Raw genomic sequence first — 18,192 nt, 5'->3', positions numbered from 1 at the left:
ACTACTATGATCTTAAATTTTTATTTTAAGTTTAGAAGAGGATTGCTTTTTACAAAAATCAAAATTTGCTTAACGTCCCCGCTAACTGTCTTAGTCATTTTGCTATTCACCTTACAGGTCAATGCGAACAGTGGCTATGCACAAAGAGTTACAATTGAAGAAAAGACCGTCCATTTAAGCCAGTTGTTCAGTATGCTGGAGAAACAGACAGGTTACCTTTTCTTCTATGATAAAACTGTACTGGACAAGACGGCGCCGGTAAGCATCTCCGTAAAACGCGCAAGCATCGACCAGGTTCTCGATGCTTGTTTAGCGCCCAATGAGCTAACGTATGCCATTATAAAAAACACTATTGTTATTCGCGAAGCTAGACGCGGAGAACATCCTCTCTCAAAACCGACCGAGATTCTGTCCGCAGATTTGAGCACGGTTATAAGGGGACGAGTCCAAAATAAACAAGGGAAACCTGTACAGGGTGCTACTGTTTTAGTGGTGGGTACCAAGATTGGCACGTCTACGGATAATGAAGGGCGGTTTAGCTTAACACTACCCGATAATTCAAATGTTGTTCTTGAAATTTCGAGCATCGGCTACCAGAAAATGCGAGTGGAGGCAAGCGGGAAAGGCATTGTGGAAGTCGTGTTGGAAGAGGATGTTGCCGGCCTGGGCGACGTGGTTGTAGTGGGCTACGGGACCCAGCGCCGCAAGGATCTTACCGGCGCAATCGTCTCTGTAAAGACAGGGGCAATTCAGCAAACTCCCGTTTCTTCAATTGATCAGGGTCTGGTTGGCAGAGCAGCCGGAGTATTAGTTACACAAACTTCAGGAATGCCGGGCGCCACCGCTTCAATCAGAATTCGGGGTGCCAGTTCATTGCAAGGAGGCAATGAGCCACTTTATGTCATAGACGGCGTGCCAGTGTATAGCGGCCAGGGATTTGGTGAAACCGGCGGTAAAGTGAAAATGAGTGCATTGGCGACCATAAATCCAAATGACATTGAAAGCATCGAGGTGCTGAAAGATGCATCAGCTACTGCTATTTATGGTTCACGGGCCGCGAACGGCGTAGTATTGGTAACTACGAAGTCTGGAAAATCCGGGAATGATGTGATTGCCTTTGACAGTTATTACGGCGTACAATCAATCGTTAAAAAGATAAAAGTAATGAATGGCTCAGAATATGCCCGGCTGGTAAATGAAGCCTACACGAACGATAAACTTACAGCGCCGTATAGCGAGGAGTTTATTTCAAAGATACCGAATGGCGGAAAGGGAACCGATTGGCAGGACGAAGTCTATCGCAGAGCACCCATGCAAAGTTATCAACTCAGTTTTTCGGGCGGTGATGCTAAAACAACCTATGCTTCTTCCCTGAGTTACCTGGATCAGCAGGGAATAATTATCAACTCAGGAATGAGTCGCTATTCGGGCCGACTGAATTTTACAAGAAAGATGACAGAAAAATTTAAGGTTTCAAATCATTTAAGTTTTAGTCGGAATATTGCCAATATGGCACAAACCGATGTGGGAGGAGAAGGTGGTATACCAACCGGCGCCCTGAAGTTCAACCCCATTTTACCCGTGTATTCAAATGAAGATCTTAAGATCTATACGCCGGTCAATGTTCCCGGAGCACTGTATCCAAATCCCGTGGCGACAGCCAGGGAACGGAAACAGAAAAACAATACTACAAGGGTCCTGGGTGATATTTCAGGCGAACTCGAAATTGTAAAGGATTTGAAGGCTAAAGTACTTTTGGGTCTTGATTACTTTATGAACAAAGCGGGAACTTACGTCCCGTCGAATATCTACCAAAGCAGCGGTGTAGCTGACGGCTCTATTTCAGATGTGATGTATACAAACTGGCTCAATGAGAACACGCTCACCTATTCAAAAGAGTTCAACAGTCACCGATTAAACATTCTGGCCGGAGCAACATTTCAAGAGAATAAACAAGAGCTATTGTCTGCGTCATCTTCAAGCTTTGTAAATGATGTACTTGGTTACAATTCTTTGGAAAGCGGCGCCATTTTCGGCAAGCCTGGCTCAGGGATAACAAGATGGAGCATCATGTCCTACCTGGGGCGAATCAATTATGGTTATCGGGATAAATACCTCGTTACATTAAGCGGTCGCTATGACGGATCTTCCCGTTTTGGCGAAAAAAATAAATTCGCCTTTTTCCCTTCCGGCGCCCTGGCATGGAGAGCTGGTGAAGAAGATTTTATTAGAGATCTGAATGTGTTTTCTAACCTGAAAATGCGGCTCGGATATGGAGTAACCGGAAATCAAGAAATTGGCATGTACACTTCGCTCCCTACATTGGGCTCAGTCAATTACACAATCGGGGGAGCGCTGGTATCGGGCTTCTATCCAAATAGAATTCCAAACCCTGATCTGAAATGGGAACGAACGGGGCAGTACGATGCGGGACTCGATATCGGCTTTTTCGATAACCGGCTTAATTTTAATGTCGATTATTATTATAAGAAAACCACGAACCTGATTTATAGTGTCGCCGTGCCCTATGTTTCGGGATTTGCAACTTCACTTCAGAATATAGGAAGCGTAGAAAATAAGGGATTCGAATTAGGCATAGAATCGGCTAATATCAATCAAGAATTTAAGTGGAATACATCCTTCAATATTTCCTTTAATAGAAACCGGGTATTGGAACTGGGTGGCGAATCCTATAAGGATGTGGGATCAGGCGACGGTCACTTAAAAACTGGTTCCGTGCACCGGCTAATCGTAAATAAACCAATTGGCATCTTCTACGGCTACGTATTCGACGGGATATTCCAAAATCAGGAGGAGTTGACGGCCGGGCCCAAAAGCTTCACGAATTATATAGGGGGTAAGAGATACAAGGACCTCAGCGGACCCAAAGGGGTTCCTGATGGCACCGTAGATGCCAGTCACGATCGCACGGTAATCGGCGACCCCAATCCGAAATTTTACGGTGGCCTTTCAAATACGTTCTCTTATAAAGGCGTTGAACTCAATGTGTTTCTGCTGTACTCTTACGGGAATGATCTGCTAAACTACAACGCGATAGAGCTGGGGTTGCCTACCGGAGGTTCAAATGTATATGCCGACCTGGTAAATCGCTGGACTCCGCAAAACCCAAGCAACACTTACTCCAAAGCGACCACAAATCGGTCTGCCGTTTTCAGCAGTCAATTTATAGAGGATGGTTCGTTTTTGAAGTTGAAGACAGTTACCTTGTCCTACCAGTTTCAACGTCCGCCTCTGAAAGGCATCAGAAACCTCAAAGTATACGTTACGGGACAGAACCTCTTGACAGCGACTCGTTACTCGGGATATGACCCTGAGGTCAGTTACCGGGGAGCGACAAACCTAGAAATTGGAGAAGATTTTGGAGGCTACCCCCAAGCGAGAACATTCATGATCGGGTTAAATCTTGGAATTCGTTAAATCTTAAAAAATAGTCTATGAGAATAGTTTATACAATATCCCTCCTCCTTTTGTTTACCGGATGTCAAAAGTCCGGATTTCTAAAGGAAACCCCCGAGGATCAGTTCGTAATCGCAAATTTTTATAGTAGTGCGAAAGACGCACAAGCCTCGGTGGATGCAGGTTACAATCAACTTTACAGCATCTATCAGCGCAACATAATCCTGTTGAACGATTTGCCCACAGATGACGAAAAAAATGGCCTCGGGATGCCAAACCAGTTTTTACAGGACCTGGAATACCTGCGGTATTCAACAGAAAATACATTCATAAGAGATATGTGGTCCCTGAATTATTCAGGTATACAGCGAGCGAACAGCGCCATCAATAATATTGGCAAAATAAATATGGATGAAACTCTTAAAGATCGGCTACTTGGGGAGGCTTCATTCTTGCGAGCCTTATACTACTTTAACCTCGTACGATTCTATGGCGACGTTCCCTTAATCTTAAAGTTAGAAACATTGAAAGATGCTTTAATCCCCAGATCGCCAAAAGAAGAAGTGTATAACCAGATTATCAAAGATCTTCAATTCGCTGAGTCCAAATTGCCCAAAACTTATGACAGTAAAAACACTGGGAGGGCCACCTCAGGAGCAGCAAAAATTCTGCTGGGAAAAGTGTATCTTACTCGTCACGATTTCCAAAAATGTGTAGAAAAGTTGTCCGAGGTTGTCAAAAATGAAGCATCCTACGGGTATGGCCTGCACCAGGAGTTTAAAGACAATTGGAGGGTTGCTACTAAAAATGGAAAGGAAATGGTTTTTTCTGTGCAGATGTCTGGCCCGCCGGGAGTATCCAATGGCCAAATGGGACTTCAGGGACCAAAATATTCTCTGCCGGGAGGTGGATTACCAGGATATGTGGGAAGTAATGAGGCTGATATTCCAACGATAGAGCTCGTCACACAATATGCCAATGAAGACAAACGAAAGGCTGTTACTTTCAAACAGGACTTTTATAGTTTCACTAAAGACAAAACATACAGGTCCTCAATACCACTTTTCGGAAAGTATTGGGAAGATGGACAAACTGTTATCGCAAATTGTGCATTAAATGTCCACGTATTGCGGTATTCGGACGCACTATTAATGTATGCCGAAGCACTCAATGAAACCGGGAAAACAGAAGACGGACTCATATATTTAAATAGAGTCAGGGAACGAGCCTTCGGTAATTCATCAAACAATTATATCAACCTGGCTCAGTCTCAACTGAGGGAGAAAGTTTACCTCGAACGGAGACTGGAGTTTGCAAATGAAGGACAGCGCTGGTTTGACCTTGTCCGCACCAATCGCTTAGTAGAGACGATGAAGGCACATGGCGAAACAGAAGCCAGGCTGGCAGAAAAAAATAAGACTGAAATAACCGCAAATGTCCGGGAGTATCAGTCACTCTACCCTATTCCACAAAGAGAAATAGATATCAATAAGCTCCTTATACAAAATCCCGGATATTAAATAATCTGAAAACAATTGAATATGAAAAAGTCAATTTTCCTGTTTGCTATAATAATGCTCAATCTGCAATTTCTCCAAGCACAGGACGCCGTAGTCCGACAAAAGGATGGCTCCCTTAAATTAGCGAAAGAAGGAAATGAGCGCCCTAGAAACATCATATTTATCCTGTCAGATGACCACAGGTATGATGCCATGAGTTTTCTGAAGTCTCAAGAGTTTATCAAGACGCCCAATATGGACAAAATGGCCAGCCAAGGAGCTTACCTAAAAAATGCTTTTGTAACGACGTCCCTTTGTTCCCCGTCACGAGCATCAATTCTTACCGGATTATATGCGCATAAACATAAAGTGGTCGACAATAACAACCCGGTATCTGAGAATATCATTTTTTATCCCCAATACCTTCAGGCTGCTGGATATCAAACTGCAATGATTGGAAAATGGCACATGGGTGGGGAGCATGACGATCCGCAAAGAGGTTTTGATTATTGGGTTTCATTCAAAGGTCAGGGAAGCTATCTGCCTACCAAAAATGGATTAAATGTTAATGGGAAACACGTACCCCAAAAAGGATATATTACCGATGAACTTACCGACTACGCCCTGGACTTTCTCCGTACCAGAAAAAAGGACAAGCCATTCATGCTGTATCTATCTCACAAAGGTGTACATGCAGATTTTGTCCCGGCAGCCCGTGACAGCGGGAAAGCGGCCCAATACTCTTTTTCACCGCCGGCAAATCTTGAAGTCAGCGTCCATGAAGGAGCTCCTTTATGGCTGCGAAATCAGCGAAATTCCTGGCATGGAGTCGAATTTCCCTACCACAGTAGCCTGGATATAGGTGCATATTATAAACGTTATGCTGAGACTCTCCACAGTGTTGACGAATCAATCGGCACCGTAATTCAATACCTTAAAGAACAAGGACTTCTTGAGAGCACGCTGATTATTTATATGGGGGACAATGGATTTCAATTTGGTGAACACGGGCTAATCGATAAGCGCACCGCCTATGAAGCATCAATGCGCGTGCCCATGCTTGCCTATTGCCCTGGTTTGATAAAACCTGGGACCGTTGTGGAAGATGTCGTGGCAAATATTGACATTGCTCCTACTTTACTTGCAGCAGCCGGATTGCGTGCTCCTTCATATATGGATGGACTCAACTTCCTTCCTCAATTGGAAGGGACAAGGCCATCAAGCTGGCGCACGGGACTTCTATACGAGTATTATTGGGAGAGAAACTTTCCCCAGACGCCCACCATGCATGCATTGCGCGGGGACCGTTATAAATACATTCATTACAACGGGATTTGGGATACCGATGAATTATATGATTTGCAAAATGACCCGCTTGAAATTAAGAACCTGATTAGAAGTACAGATCATCAGGATGTTGTAAAAAAGATGAACGCGGAATTATTTAAAATCATGAAAGAAACACACGGAATGTACATCCCCTTGTTCCCCGATGCTGGAAAACAACTGAATCTCCGGAATGAATATGGGTCGGGAACGGCTGAGTTTCCTTCTTATTTTAAATCAGTAGATTTAAAGAATCAGCTTAAAAAAAAGTAACGAATTAAAGAACATTATTATCCCGATCGCGGACCCACTACTATCATTTGACATAAACGGTAAAAGTAGGATATGAAATGGAAATTGATCATTCTCATTGTATTACTGGTGGGTGTATCCCCAAAACACCTACCAGCCCAACACAAATTGGATCGCACAAACCGACCAAATATTATTATTATGAACATGGATGACATGGGATACGGGGACCTGGTATCCTATGGCGGGACCGGATATAATACTCCTCATATTGAAAAACTCGCAAATGAAGGTATGCGATTTACGAACTTCTATGCCGTACAACCTATTTGCTCCGCATCCAGGGCAGGGTTGCTGACTGGCTGCTATCCAAACCGCATCGGCATATCCGGGGCTTTGGGGCCGTTATCACCTGTAGGAATTAGCGATAACGAACAAACAATAGCTGCCCTTCTAAAGGCCGTAAACTACAGGACAGCAATAATTGGGAAATGGCATTTAGGTGACGATCAAAAGTTTCTACCCCTTCAACATGGGTTTGATGAATTCCTGGGGTTGCCATACTCTAACGACATGTGGCCGGTAAATTATGATGGCAAACCGGCAGATTCAACAAATTTGAGAAAATTCTCAAAACCCCCTCTCCCATTAATCAGAGGGAACTCTGTTATCCGCCACTTGCGCACACTGAAGGATCAGGATGAGCTGACCACCATGTTCACTAATGAAGCAATTCATTTTATCAATGAGAATAAAAACCGTCCGTTTTTCCTCTACCTGGCTCCCTCAATGGTACACGTACCTCTAGCAGTATCAGATAAATTTAGGGGGAAGAGCAAGCAAGGATTGTTTGGAGACGTGATGATGGAGGTTGACTGGTCTGTAGAACAACTGATAAATGCACTAAAACAAAACGGAATAGAAAATAATACCGTCTTCATTTTCACAAGTGATAATGGCCCCTGGCTCTCATTTGGAAATCATGCAGGTTCAGCGGGAGGGCTCCGTGAAGGAAAGGCCACTTCTTGGGATGGGGGGCATAAAGTACCCGCGATCGTGAAATGGCCCAAAGTCGTGCCTTCTGGGACGGTGTGCAATCAACTCGCCAGTAATATTGATCTTCTCCCGACTATCATCGCAATAGCGGGGGCCCCACTACCAAAAAATAAAATTGATGGCGTAAATATACTACCCTTACTCAAGGGAGACTTTGATGCCAACCCCAGAGATCACCTATTTTATTATTTTAAAACAAACAGCTTAGAAGGAGTACGTCAGGAAAACTGGAAATTGGTTTTTGCCCATAGCTTTCAATCATATGAGCGTGAATTACCAGGTCAGGATGGCTTCCCCGGATTAACCCATAAGGACACAACCGATATGGCACTGTTTGACTTAAGGAGAGATCCAGGGGAACAGTATGATGTTAAAAAACAACGGCCAGATATCGTGAGAACTTTACTGGAACTAGCCGAACAGGCAAGGGAAGACCTGGGAGACGACCTTACAAACAGACCTGGAAAGAACAGAAGGCCCCCTGGGAAAATAGACAGATAAACATTAAAAGCACGACCACAAACAGAATTTGAATCTACATTGCTATACATTCTGAGCGTAGAACTATTTCTTCACTTTCTATTCTCTCGCATTACCTCCCCCAGGCAACGACTAATCATGTCAACGGCTTCATCGATTGTTTCTTTTTTGGTCCGAAATGCTAAAATGGCGATTCGGATGACGAACCGATTATCAATGATCGAGGAACTTAAATAGACCGAGCCGTCTTTGTGGATTTCATCCATCAATTGCCGGTTTTGTTTGTCCGTATCTGTTTCAAATGGATACCAAAAATAACTGACCGATAAATCAGGCTCAGGACCCAAACGAAAACCTAGTTCGCTGAGTTTGTTTCTAAAGTAAAGAACAAGCAGTAATTTTTCCTCCAGGCAGGAAATAAACGGTTCAATACCGTGCAATTGCAAGGGCAGCCACACGCGAAGTCCTCTGAAATGTTTGGTGAGCTCGGGAGATAAATTGGCAGGGCTGTTCAGCAGCTCTTCGTTGTATCCGTCCTGCATATAACTGGCCGTATAATAATTCGAATGAAGAACGGCGTTGGCATCTTTAACCAAAACCGCACCCACTCCATAAGGCAGAAACAACCCTTTATGAGGATCAACTATCAAAGAATCGGCCCTCTCTATCCCTTTGAACAAATCTCGCTTTGAAGTCAGGATAAAGAAACCACCATAAGCGCCATCGATATGATACCATAATTTATGCTGCTCGGCTATATCGGCTATTTCATCCAATGGGTCAATGGTACCCGTATCAGTCGTGCCCGCTGTGGCAACAATTAAAAAAGGATTCAACTGATTGGCCGTATCTTCTTTGATTAACTGCTCTAAAGCTGCAGGTATAATTCTGTGATTGCTATCTACGGGAACTTGCCTTAGTATCACGTCTTCCAGGCCAATAATGCGGAGTGCTTTCTGGGTTGAATGATGGACCTGTTCACTTAGGTAAACGACACTTTTCTGAATGATCTCATTTTTAATTTTGTATTTATCCCTTGCCGCTGTAAAAGCAATTAGCGTAGATATTGAGCCTCCCGAGGACAAGCAACCAACGGAATTTTTGGGAAACGAAAAAACAAATTTCAACCAATTTATCACTTCATTTTCGATCGCGGCTGCCCCGGGAGAGGCATAATAAACGCTTGCATATGGGTTCGTCACGGCCGCAATAAAATCGGCAAGCGCTGCTGTAAAAACGCCCCCGCCCGGAATATAGCCGAGATGTTTGGGAGAAGCAGCATTAATGCCTGATTCTGCCACTTCTTTTTGATACAGGTTTAAAACTTCGGAGAGAGGCGATTTTTTATCCCCGATCGCGACACTCCCGATCTCTTTTCCGTTAAACCCTTTTATTTTGCTCAATCCATTGATGAATGAATTTGTGTATTGAGCAACCTGATTCATCATGTCCAACCGTTGCGATTCGGGCATATCCAACTCGCTGCTCGAGATATTGAGCTGCGCGAGTTTATTGATTATTTCTTCTGACTTCATTTAAGTTTACCTGTTCATTATCGGGAAAATCAATCCAAATGTGTCTGTAAGGTAATGGCGATCCTGTTCCGGCTTTTGATAAATCTAATCGTACTTTCATTCTATTACTACATTATCAGTGTTGATATTTTTTTATTTCAATTGTTCGTTGTCAGTCTAGGCTGACCGTAACCAACTAACCGACCTGTTGTTGGAGGAAACCCATGTAACAGCCTTCTACAACGCCCCACCCTGCCGTTTTTGATGCAGGGCTAATAAATGCTGTTCTTGTTATAACAGTTTCGATCATTTAGCCACTTTTATCAAATGACCATCAAATAAAAATACCCTGACAATCAACATTTTGCAGTACGAATAGCACCCTGCCATCAAATAACGATCAAATAAGATTCTAAGCCCAAAACGGGATGTAACTAGCATATTTTCTCGATTTACTTTCAGGGTGCTTAGCTATTGTAGTTCAGCCGACATCTCGCAAATGAAATATTAGCAGCAGCTTAACCCATTCTGCTAAGTATATAATTAATAAACGCTGTGCATGTCACTAACATAAATTTTGCCTCATGAAAATCTACATGTCTATCATTCTCAATTAGAGCATGTCTTATTCCACTGCTGTCACTTGTATATCCATACAATGCTGAAAATGATTTTTTCAGCGCCGGGTGTATCGAACCTTCCTTTTCGAGCTTTGTCAATGCCTCCCCCAAAGTAGTTTTATTGTCGCCGACGTATATCTTACAAATCGATTCAACAGCACTTACTGATTCTTTTACCGAATTGCGATATACTGGATTTGTTTTAGCGGCGAGCTCCTTAAGAGCTGCATTCAAGTGAGAGTTAACCGCATCGATACTCTGAGTCCCGTTAATTGCCTGTTCTATTTCATCTTTTTCAACCTTTGATGTTATTTGAATTAATTCTCCATTTACAAAACGATACCCCGATTTTTCCCTTTCTAAAATTTCATTTACAAATGTCACAAATCCCTTGTCAGCATACTCAACCGAGAATTGTAAAATGTCGTACGGGTCGTACCAATTTCTGTTATTCAAGAAAAATTCCCGTAAATGTTCCAGAAGACTATCTAAAAGAACAAAACCACTGTCATAAGTAGGCGCTGTGTCCAATGGAAGTTTGAAGAATCGAAACCATAAACGTCTTACATACTTACCCAACTGATATCCGGCATGTTCTTCGTTTGAAAGTTTCTTTAGGAATACCTCTGAGTAGGCAGACCATAAAGAGTTCTTTAAAGCGTCATCGATGCTTTCAATCTGTAATTGGGTCCGTACCGGCTGATGCCCTAAGCGTTCAGAAAATTTCATGATAAGTTGCAGTTAACTCTCAAATATACGCATACCCACGTTTTAAAACAAACTAACAATAATATACAATTACCTGCTCTTCAATCGAATAAGGGCAAAAAACATTATATGAATATATACGCACTCGTATTTTTATATGACTTTAGTGTATCCAAGAATACGTTTGAGACTAACCTGCAACAGAAACGGATTGTTTGCGGAGTAGAATAACCTTTTTCTGAATCCAAGATACATTACGTTTGAATGGGGATCACTATAATCTCCGCAAAAAAACTTCCTATTTTAGCCATCTTATAAGTTTGTTCCTTACGGCATTGGAGCTTTGGACAGATCCACCGCCTTCAAATAAGAACGAGCTTGTATGATCAAATCTTCCATCGTTCCACTCAATTAGTAGGTAAGAATTCTCATTTTTGCTGTTCTTTCTCCATGCTAACGCAAAAACACCGACAAGTGCTATCCGCCCAAGCGATAATCTTTTCCCAAATGTAGTAGCATCTTCCAGTATGACATCTTTTATCGAATCCTTTAAAATACTCCCTTTTATCTTTATAGACTTATCACATATCGCAAGTTTGTCATCTGCGAAAAACATCATGGCCGATTTGATGCTGTCGTCGATGTCAGGATGTCCACCCATAAAATCTCCAACAATAGTCTGTGACTTTAGGTCATATCCATTCGTTTTAAGATCCGCAATTAATCTCTTCTTATTCCTCAAAGCTAGGTACACAATCAATACCAACACGCCAAGCAGGATAAAGACAGGAGTCATAAGCATCGTTTTTAGGTCAAACAATAATTAGTTAATCTGGACCTAAGATACAACAATTTCAGAATGTGAGACGAATAATTAACGCGCATCAAGACTATCGGGGGCTAATACTATGTCAGTCCCGATTTCGTCGCTCCTACATTAAGACCCATAACATCTTCTAAAGAAGATACCCACCTCACGCCGACAAGATCTCCAAATAATGATCACTCACCTTAAATGTCCGATAAAACTCTTTCAGTATCGTGAGCAAATCCTCCAGCATAAACTCTACTGCCTGTTTGATGATATCATCCGGGATGGCGAAGGCAGCCTCCGCGATGCCGCCAGCTATCGCGCAGATGGTGTCCGTATCGCCGCCGATTTTAATGCCGTTCTCCATAACCCCGGCAAAACTATCCGCCAGAAAAACACATTGAAGCGCCTGCGGAACAGTGACCTGGCAAGTCTCGTTGAAACTGTTGCCTGCCCTGATCTCCGCGATCGATCCGGTCATCACGTAACCAAATATATTTTCAATTGATTCTTTTACTTGAGCTTTCGATCTACCACAATAAAATAAATGAATGGCAAGCGCCACAGCCTGCGCACCTTTGATGCCCTCCCGGTGATTGTGGGTGCACTCCGCCGTTTCCCTCGCGAGCTCCATGATGTTCCTGATAAAGAAAGGTGTTCTGGGATAGACAGCAGCAACCGGGGAGACCCGCATCGCAGAGCCATTGCCATAACTCCCATAGGGCTTTGGCTCATCACTAAAAAGCCAAGCTCCGAACCTTCCACCATACCCTCCCATCGGATTGGGATAACGCCTCCCCCAGGCCCGCAAAAACTTTTCATAGGGCATAAACGGATCACCGTTCAAGATCCATTCCATGGTCGCGGCTGTGCAAATACTGTCATCGGTGAAATTGCACTCCTCAGTAAAAAGTGTGATCTCCCCGGTCTGGTAGTTTTGAAACTCAAACCTGGAGCCTACAATGTCTCCAATAATTGATCCTAACATTATCGACGTCTATTTCATTTTTAGCAAATAAAATGCCTTATTAAATCTGGTTGCTTTCTATGTCAAAGCTTCGTTTCTCATCAAAGGGCACTAAATTACGATTCATTCATAAACCTGACAAAAACAAACTTGGCGCCAGGTCTGGCTGGTCGTATTCAGGGATCATCAACACAAACAGATATCCTGCACACAATCGCTGCTATTTGCTAACAACTTAATTTGGCAGGCAATGCCTGCCACTTCGGTTAAGCCAAAAAAAAACTTTCGCATACCCAGTATGTTGCCCATGAAAAATTCTTCGCCCAAAAATTTCACAATAACCATCTGCCCCACCTCATCGAATAAACCTTCTCATCACCGGCTGGCGGTCCAGCAGCCAGATGATCCCCAAACTGACCGCATAACTGAATATGGCCATTCCCGTAATCCTTAACATATTGGGAAGAGCCGGGTGATCAAACACATCATAGGCTATCTGCACAATTAAAAAATGACACAGAAATACACCAAAGGATAACCCGGCTACCTTTGACAAGAGCGGCGAGGAACGAATATTCCATTTCTGCAAGATCAAAAATACCGGCACCGTCATCATGCAAACATTGATCCCCGTGAAGTACCAAACAATCTCAAGGTACTCGTATTTCCCCGGGAAGCGCGACTGGGTAAACAAAAATCCATAAGCCGTGATAAAATATCCGGCGAGAAAAACCGGAATACAGATCGATAGCATTTTCTTCCAACTCCATTCCGGTGGATACCGTACCAAATATTGCGCCAGCACCAGGTACCCGATAAAACCGGATACATAGTAAAAAGTACCATATTTATTCCAGAAAGATTCACCCAGTATAGCCATACTGCCGTAATTGCCGGTAAATCCCAAAGCAGATGCAACCACCTGCACATAGGGCAGGAACAGCGAAATGAACCAGAGCAACAGGAATAACCGCACTTCTTTCCGGTCAGCCGTATCCAGCCAGGCACCAAAAACAGGGATAATAAAATACAAGCCTATCAGCATGTACAGATACCAGAGCGGCGTAGTGTCGAAATTAAAATTGATAACAAAACTATACATTTTCGTCAGCGCAGCCGCTAACGCGTGACCCTTCAAATCCACAGTGGGATTGGCCGTCGCGGGGTTGATAAAATTAAAATAGATAAAGAAAAGCAACGGCGTGACCAGACTCCAGAATATCAACGGATAAATGATCCTGCCAATCCGCTTTTTATAAAACGACCGCATATCCATCCGAACAGGAAATAACAACACCCCCGACATCATCGCAAACAGCGGTACACACGTCCTTACGAAACTCCCCGTCAGCGCGCCGGACAGAAAAGCACCGCGGTCTTTATCAAACTGCGACACAAACCCGTCGCAGGAATGAGACACGACCATCAGAAAAATAGCCATCACACGTAATAAATCGATCCAGCCGATGTTCTTTCGCTTAACTTGTTCCATACAATATTTTTTTAATTGTTGAATAAAATAACAACCGTGTCTGCTTGCGGTGCCTGCGCTCCGTACAGAAGAGACAGAATTATTGAATAATATAACTAACGTACCTACCGCTGGCAACACAACCCCTTCTCAAATCGCTAACCCCGCCGAACTTGAAGCACGGATCTTATCGCCAGCTTTTTTCTTCCGCCGGTTTTCTAAGCACCCAAATCAGGTTAGACGTGAACCTGGTCTGATCGATGACCTCAAGCGAAAGCCCGTACTGGTCCGCTATTTCACGAATCAGCGTTCCTGAAACAAAATGCAAATCATTCGCCGTTTTATTGAAAGAAAGTAACCGGGTAGAGATAAATTCAGTCAATTTCGTTCCCTGATGCTTCTGCACCAAATCGCTGTCACCATCCCTGATGATCAGCACGCCCCCGGGCAGCAGGGCTTCGATCGATTTCTGAATCAGCCTGATCTGTTCATCCGGCACGAGATAATGTAAAACGTCACTTATAACGATACCATCGCTTTTCTCCGGTTCAAACTGCGTAATATCGGTATAAATAAATTGCAAATCACTGGTTTTACTAAAGCAACGGTTTGCTGTCTCCAGCTTCTCCTTATCATAATCCACTCCAGTTATCCGTCTCCGCTTTTGACTGGCCCAGTATAGCATATACACCATGAACCCGTAACCGCAACCCAGGTCCAGGATCTTTCCCTCAACCGGCAACAGCTCATGAAACAACTGGTAATATTTTTCCAGCCTCACTTTCACCCTTAAATAACCTGTAAGCACCGGACCCTTATACATATAATTGGAGACAAGCCGCTCCCTGAAATACCGAGGCTGCTCCAGCTCTTCGGCGAGTTGCCGGTATAGTTCTTTAAAGTAGGCCGATATTCGTTTGCCACGCTGCTGATAATTATTACCCCAACTCTGATCGCCGGATTCAATTCTTGGCAGGAATTGGGCCGTAAGCTGTCCGTTTTTCAGCAGGTAATCGCCCTTCGACATCGTATAGCCCGTGCCATGGAGCAATACCGGGACTATGTCCAGGTTTAATTTTTCCGCGAGATAAAAAGCCCCTTTATGAAATCTCTTCATGGGCGCCTCAGAACTACGCGTACCTTCCGGAAAAACTGCAATAGAATAACCCTGATCTACCCTTGCTTTCAGCAACTCCACACTTTTCTCGACGCCCTGAGCCACGGGGTAGAAATCCGCCATCCGGATCGCCCAGCCAAAAACCGGCGATTTCCAAACCCAGCGATTGGTCAGCAGAATCAGCCGCGGGCTGAGCATCGCCATCATGAGAATATCCAGAAACGACTGGTGATTGGCAATAACCACCGCCGGTTTATCAAAATTTTCACCACATGGATTTATTTTCTGTTTTCTGACATTCGCCATCAGATAGACCACGGACCAGCAAAATCCCGAAAGTAGTTTATGATAAACTCGCTTCCCTCTCTCCCGGCCCAATACCGGCAGCTTCACCAGAACCAACCCCAACGCCGTCAGTAGAAGGCTCACCAGCCCGAAATAAAAAAAGGCAAATACCGATCGCCCCCAGCTCCACAGGGTCCAGGGATGCAGACCCTTCGAGGCCCGGTTGCTGATTACCATATTGAAAAAAAATGGAATCAGCACCTGGGCCATAATGACCACGCACAGGATACCCGTTACGGAAATAAAAGCGATCGATCTGAGGGCGGGATGTTTGGCGAAAGCCATCACACCGAGCCCCACAACTGTAGTGACGGCCGACAGTAAAATAGAGGACTTGAAAGAATCCAGGTTCTTCTTCCCGGTCTTGTATTCATTGATCAGTCCATCCATCACGAAAAGGCTGTAATCATCGCCCAGCCCGAAGATCAGGGTAGATACAATAATATTAACAATATTGAATTTGATTCCGGCGATACCCATGATACCCAGGATCCAGACCCAGCTGAACAGCATGGGAATAAAGGCCATCAGCATCAGTTCCAGTCGCCCGAAAGTCAGGAAGAGAACTATCGCCACCATGAGTGATACGATCCAGGCGATCCGGTTAAAGTCGTTACTCACCATTTCGGTGAAACGGGCCGTGAGGTATTGACGGTCCAAAACAGTGGCTCCAGGTTCGCGCTCAAGCAGACTGATCACTTTTTGTTTATGCTGCTCAGGAACTTTCAGCAAGGTAGTTACAGAAACCTGACCCTTGCTCTCTGAGAAATAATCGTCCAGGTAATTTTTCTTCACAGATTCAAGTGCCTGTTTATCTACCGGAACAAATCGGGTGTTGAGCAACTTTTCAAAATTGCTGAAGGCCTCGGCACTGAAACCCGCTTCAGCCCCAGCTTTCCGGATATTTGCCAGCACGCGTTGCTTTCTATCGGGCGTCCAGTATTGCTCCCATTGCCGGATGCGTTGGCGTTGCAGATCATCCGAAATAAAAAGCATCGAAACCCCCGAAGACGCGGCTATGAGATGAGTTGATTTAAGTTTATCAATTTCGTCCTGCACAGCTTCATTCTTTGCCAGGGCATCATCCAGGTTAGCGCCATCCGTGACCAGGTAAACCGACTTTGTTGCAGCACCACTGATATGATTGAGTTTCTGCTCGGCTTTTTTCAGTTTCGCCGGCATATAATTCAGGCTCATCATATCGGCCTCAAATCCCACCTTTCCGGCGAAAAAATAAAACACGACGGTCAGGACCAAAATGATCAGCACCAACCATTTTTGCCGTTCGCCCTTACGTGTAGCCAGTTTATCCAACCAGGATTCACCCTCCGCATGTCCTTCGATCCTTCCGGCAAAATGGGGTAAAAAAATCAGGGAGCAAAGTGCAGCGCCTATCAGGCTGAATCCTGCAAATAAGCCCAGATCGCGCAGCACATCGGAGGTGGCAAACTTCAAGCTAAAAAATCCCGCAATGGTGGTAAAGCTGCCAATCGTCAGGGGTGTAGCCAGATCCTGAACCACTTTTCGCATATCACCGGTGTGACGGAAATGATTGAATACATGCAGGGAATAATTGACGGCAATACCAAGTACAATGGCCCCTGTCCCCAGAGCGATGACCGAAATACTACCCCTGATAAACCAAACGGCAGCCAGCGCCATCGCTGATCCGTAAACAACCGGAATCAGTATGAGCAAAGGTGCCCTTTTGCGACGGAAGTACAGGCTGATGAAAACAATCAGGAACAACACGGTGATTCCCTGCGTAAGCAGTGTATCTTTTCTAAGCTGAGATGCATTGCCTTCCGACACCACTGCTCCGCCAAAGTATTGCGTGTCCACCTGGCGGAAGCCGGATGCAGCAAGGGAACCGATGGCATCATCCAGATGCCCGATCAGCACTTTGTTCTTTCCGGTATTGCCCGCGGCATAAACAGGCGTGATGAACATTAGGATCGTTTTCTTATCCTTTGTAATGATATACTGATTATCATGCAGGGTGAAATTCTCATCTACCTGCAGGGTCTTCAGTTTGTTAAGCACGATAAATGAAATACCGCTGGGATCATTCAGGATGACGTCTTTGAATGCGAAGCCCATAGGGGCCATCAGCAGTTTGGACTCCGTGTGCAGGGTCCGGGCAAGCTTTTGGGGTTGTATCAGCGAATCTATTTTCTCATAATCTTTTTCATTTAAAAAGACAGGAAGGTGCGCTTGTACGGTCTGAAAAAGCTGCGAGGCCAGTTCTTCATCACCTTTATAGCGAATATTTTTGATATATGAGGGGGCGGACAGGCTGAGCCGGTGTGCCAGCGAATCCGCATAAATAGCCAAACTATCAGGGTTGGCGCGAGCGGTATCCTTCAGCGATATCATGACCGTTAGCTTATCCGCAAATTTCGAGTTTTGAAAAACCTGCGCAAGCTTCGAGGTCTTTTCGTCTTTCGGAATAATGGCGTAGATATCTTCGATGAACCTGACCTTCGCAGCAAAAAGTAAAAATGCTCCTAGCGTAAGCGCGAATGTCGCGTACATCAGCGGCCGGTTCCTGAGGAAATAATTATATATGGATCCAAATATCTTTTGCATGGCTCTTCGCTCTCGTGGCC

General features: G+C 44.3%; 10 protein-coding genes. 4 read left to right on the top strand and 6 right to left on the bottom strand.

Annotation, left to right across the window (positions count from 1 at the left end):
- The first annotated feature begins 99 nt into the window (after positions 1-99).
- From AC3WS5_RS04085 to AC3WS5_RS04070, 4 genes are all read left to right on the top strand, one after another.
- On the top strand, positions 100-3,438 hold the full coding sequence (locus AC3WS5_RS04085) for a TonB-dependent receptor (protein WP_492465960.1): 3,339 nt from the start codon (positions 100-102) through the stop codon (positions 3,436-3,438).
- Positions 3,439-3,455: 17 nt separating this feature from the next.
- Positions 3,456-4,937 (top strand): RagB/SusD family nutrient uptake outer membrane protein, encoded by a 1,482-nt coding sequence (locus AC3WS5_RS04080; protein ID WP_492465959.1) that lies wholly within the window; start codon positions 3,456-3,458, stop codon positions 4,935-4,937.
- Positions 4,938-4,958: 21 nt separating this feature from the next.
- Positions 4,959-6,515, top strand: coding sequence for a sulfatase family protein (locus tag AC3WS5_RS04075; protein ID WP_492465957.1), 1,557 nt, complete (start codon positions 4,959-4,961; stop codon positions 6,513-6,515).
- Between the two features lie 72 nt (positions 6,516-6,587).
- Positions 6,588-8,051 carry a sulfatase family protein gene (locus AC3WS5_RS04070; protein WP_492465956.1) on the top strand — a complete coding sequence of 488 codons (1,464 nt, stop codon included), beginning with the start codon at positions 6,588-6,590 and terminating at the stop codon, positions 8,049-8,051.
- 71 nt (positions 8,052-8,122) lie between these two features.
- Here the strand turns inward: AC3WS5_RS04070 and AC3WS5_RS04065 are convergent, their stop codons facing one another.
- From AC3WS5_RS04065 to AC3WS5_RS04040, 6 genes are all read right to left on the bottom strand, one after another.
- Complete coding sequence (locus tag AC3WS5_RS04065) at positions 8,123-9,565, bottom strand: pyridoxal phosphate-dependent decarboxylase family protein (protein WP_492465955.1); 1,443 nt, start codon at positions 9,563-9,565, stop codon at positions 8,123-8,125.
- Between the two features lie 497 nt (positions 9,566-10,062).
- Complete coding sequence (locus AC3WS5_RS04060; RefSeq protein ID WP_492465954.1) at positions 10,063-10,893, bottom strand: AbiJ-NTD4 domain-containing protein; 831 nt, start codon at positions 10,891-10,893, stop codon at positions 10,063-10,065.
- Between the two features lie 277 nt (positions 10,894-11,170).
- Positions 11,171-11,668: a hypothetical protein gene (locus AC3WS5_RS04055; protein WP_492465953.1), complete on the bottom strand. Its 498-nt coding sequence runs from the start codon at positions 11,666-11,668 to the stop codon at positions 11,171-11,173.
- A 178-nt stretch (positions 11,669-11,846) separates the two neighbouring features.
- Positions 11,847-12,671: an ADP-ribosylglycohydrolase family protein gene (locus AC3WS5_RS04050; RefSeq protein ID WP_492465952.1), complete on the bottom strand. Its 825-nt coding sequence runs from the start codon at positions 12,669-12,671 to the stop codon at positions 11,847-11,849.
- Positions 12,672-13,005: 334 nt separating this feature from the next.
- Positions 13,006-14,142: an acyltransferase gene (locus AC3WS5_RS04045; protein ID WP_492465951.1), complete on the bottom strand. Its 1,137-nt coding sequence runs from the start codon at positions 14,140-14,142 to the stop codon at positions 13,006-13,008.
- Between the two features lie 166 nt (positions 14,143-14,308).
- On the bottom strand, positions 14,309-18,172 hold the full coding sequence (locus tag AC3WS5_RS04040) for a 1-acyl-sn-glycerol-3-phosphate acyltransferase (protein ID WP_492465950.1): 3,864 nt from the start codon (positions 18,170-18,172) through the stop codon (positions 14,309-14,311).
- Between the last annotated feature and the right edge of the window lie 20 nt (positions 18,173-18,192).

This window comes from Niabella sp. CPT15-335-S11 (assembly GCF_058792415.1).
Note: the sequence above shows the minus strand (reverse complement) of the source record. Positions and strands in the feature narration are given on the sequence as shown.

What these genes read in the sequence shown, in the direction of transcription:
- AC3WS5_RS04080 (WP_492465959.1), top strand. Translation starts at nt 3,456, where the DNA reads ATGAGAATAGTTTATACAATATCCCTCCTCCTTTTGTTTACCGGATGT.
- AC3WS5_RS04055 (WP_492465953.1), bottom strand. Translation starts at nt 11,668, where the DNA reads ATGACTCCTGTCTTTATCCTGCTTGGCGTGTTGGTATTGATTGTGTAC.
- AC3WS5_RS04075 (WP_492465957.1), top strand. Translation starts at nt 4,959, where the DNA reads ATGAAAAAGTCAATTTTCCTGTTTGCTATAATAATGCTCAATCTGCAA.
- AC3WS5_RS04070 (WP_492465956.1), top strand. Translation starts at nt 6,588, where the DNA reads ATGAAATGGAAATTGATCATTCTCATTGTATTACTGGTGGGTGTATCC.
- AC3WS5_RS04065 (WP_492465955.1), bottom strand. Translation starts at nt 9,565, where the DNA reads ATGAAGTCAGAAGAAATAATCAATAAACTCGCGCAGCTCAATATCTCG.
- AC3WS5_RS04050 (WP_492465952.1), bottom strand. Translation starts at nt 12,671, where the DNA reads ATGTTAGGATCAATTATTGGAGACATTGTAGGCTCCAGGTTTGAGTTT.
- AC3WS5_RS04040 (WP_492465950.1), bottom strand. Translation starts at nt 18,172, where the DNA reads ATGCAAAAGATATTTGGATCCATATATAATTATTTCCTCAGGAACCGG.
- AC3WS5_RS04060 (WP_492465954.1), bottom strand. Translation starts at nt 10,893, where the DNA reads ATGAAATTTTCTGAACGCTTAGGGCATCAGCCGGTACGGACCCAATTA.
- AC3WS5_RS04045 (WP_492465951.1), bottom strand. Translation starts at nt 14,142, where the DNA reads ATGGAACAAGTTAAGCGAAAGAACATCGGCTGGATCGATTTATTACGT.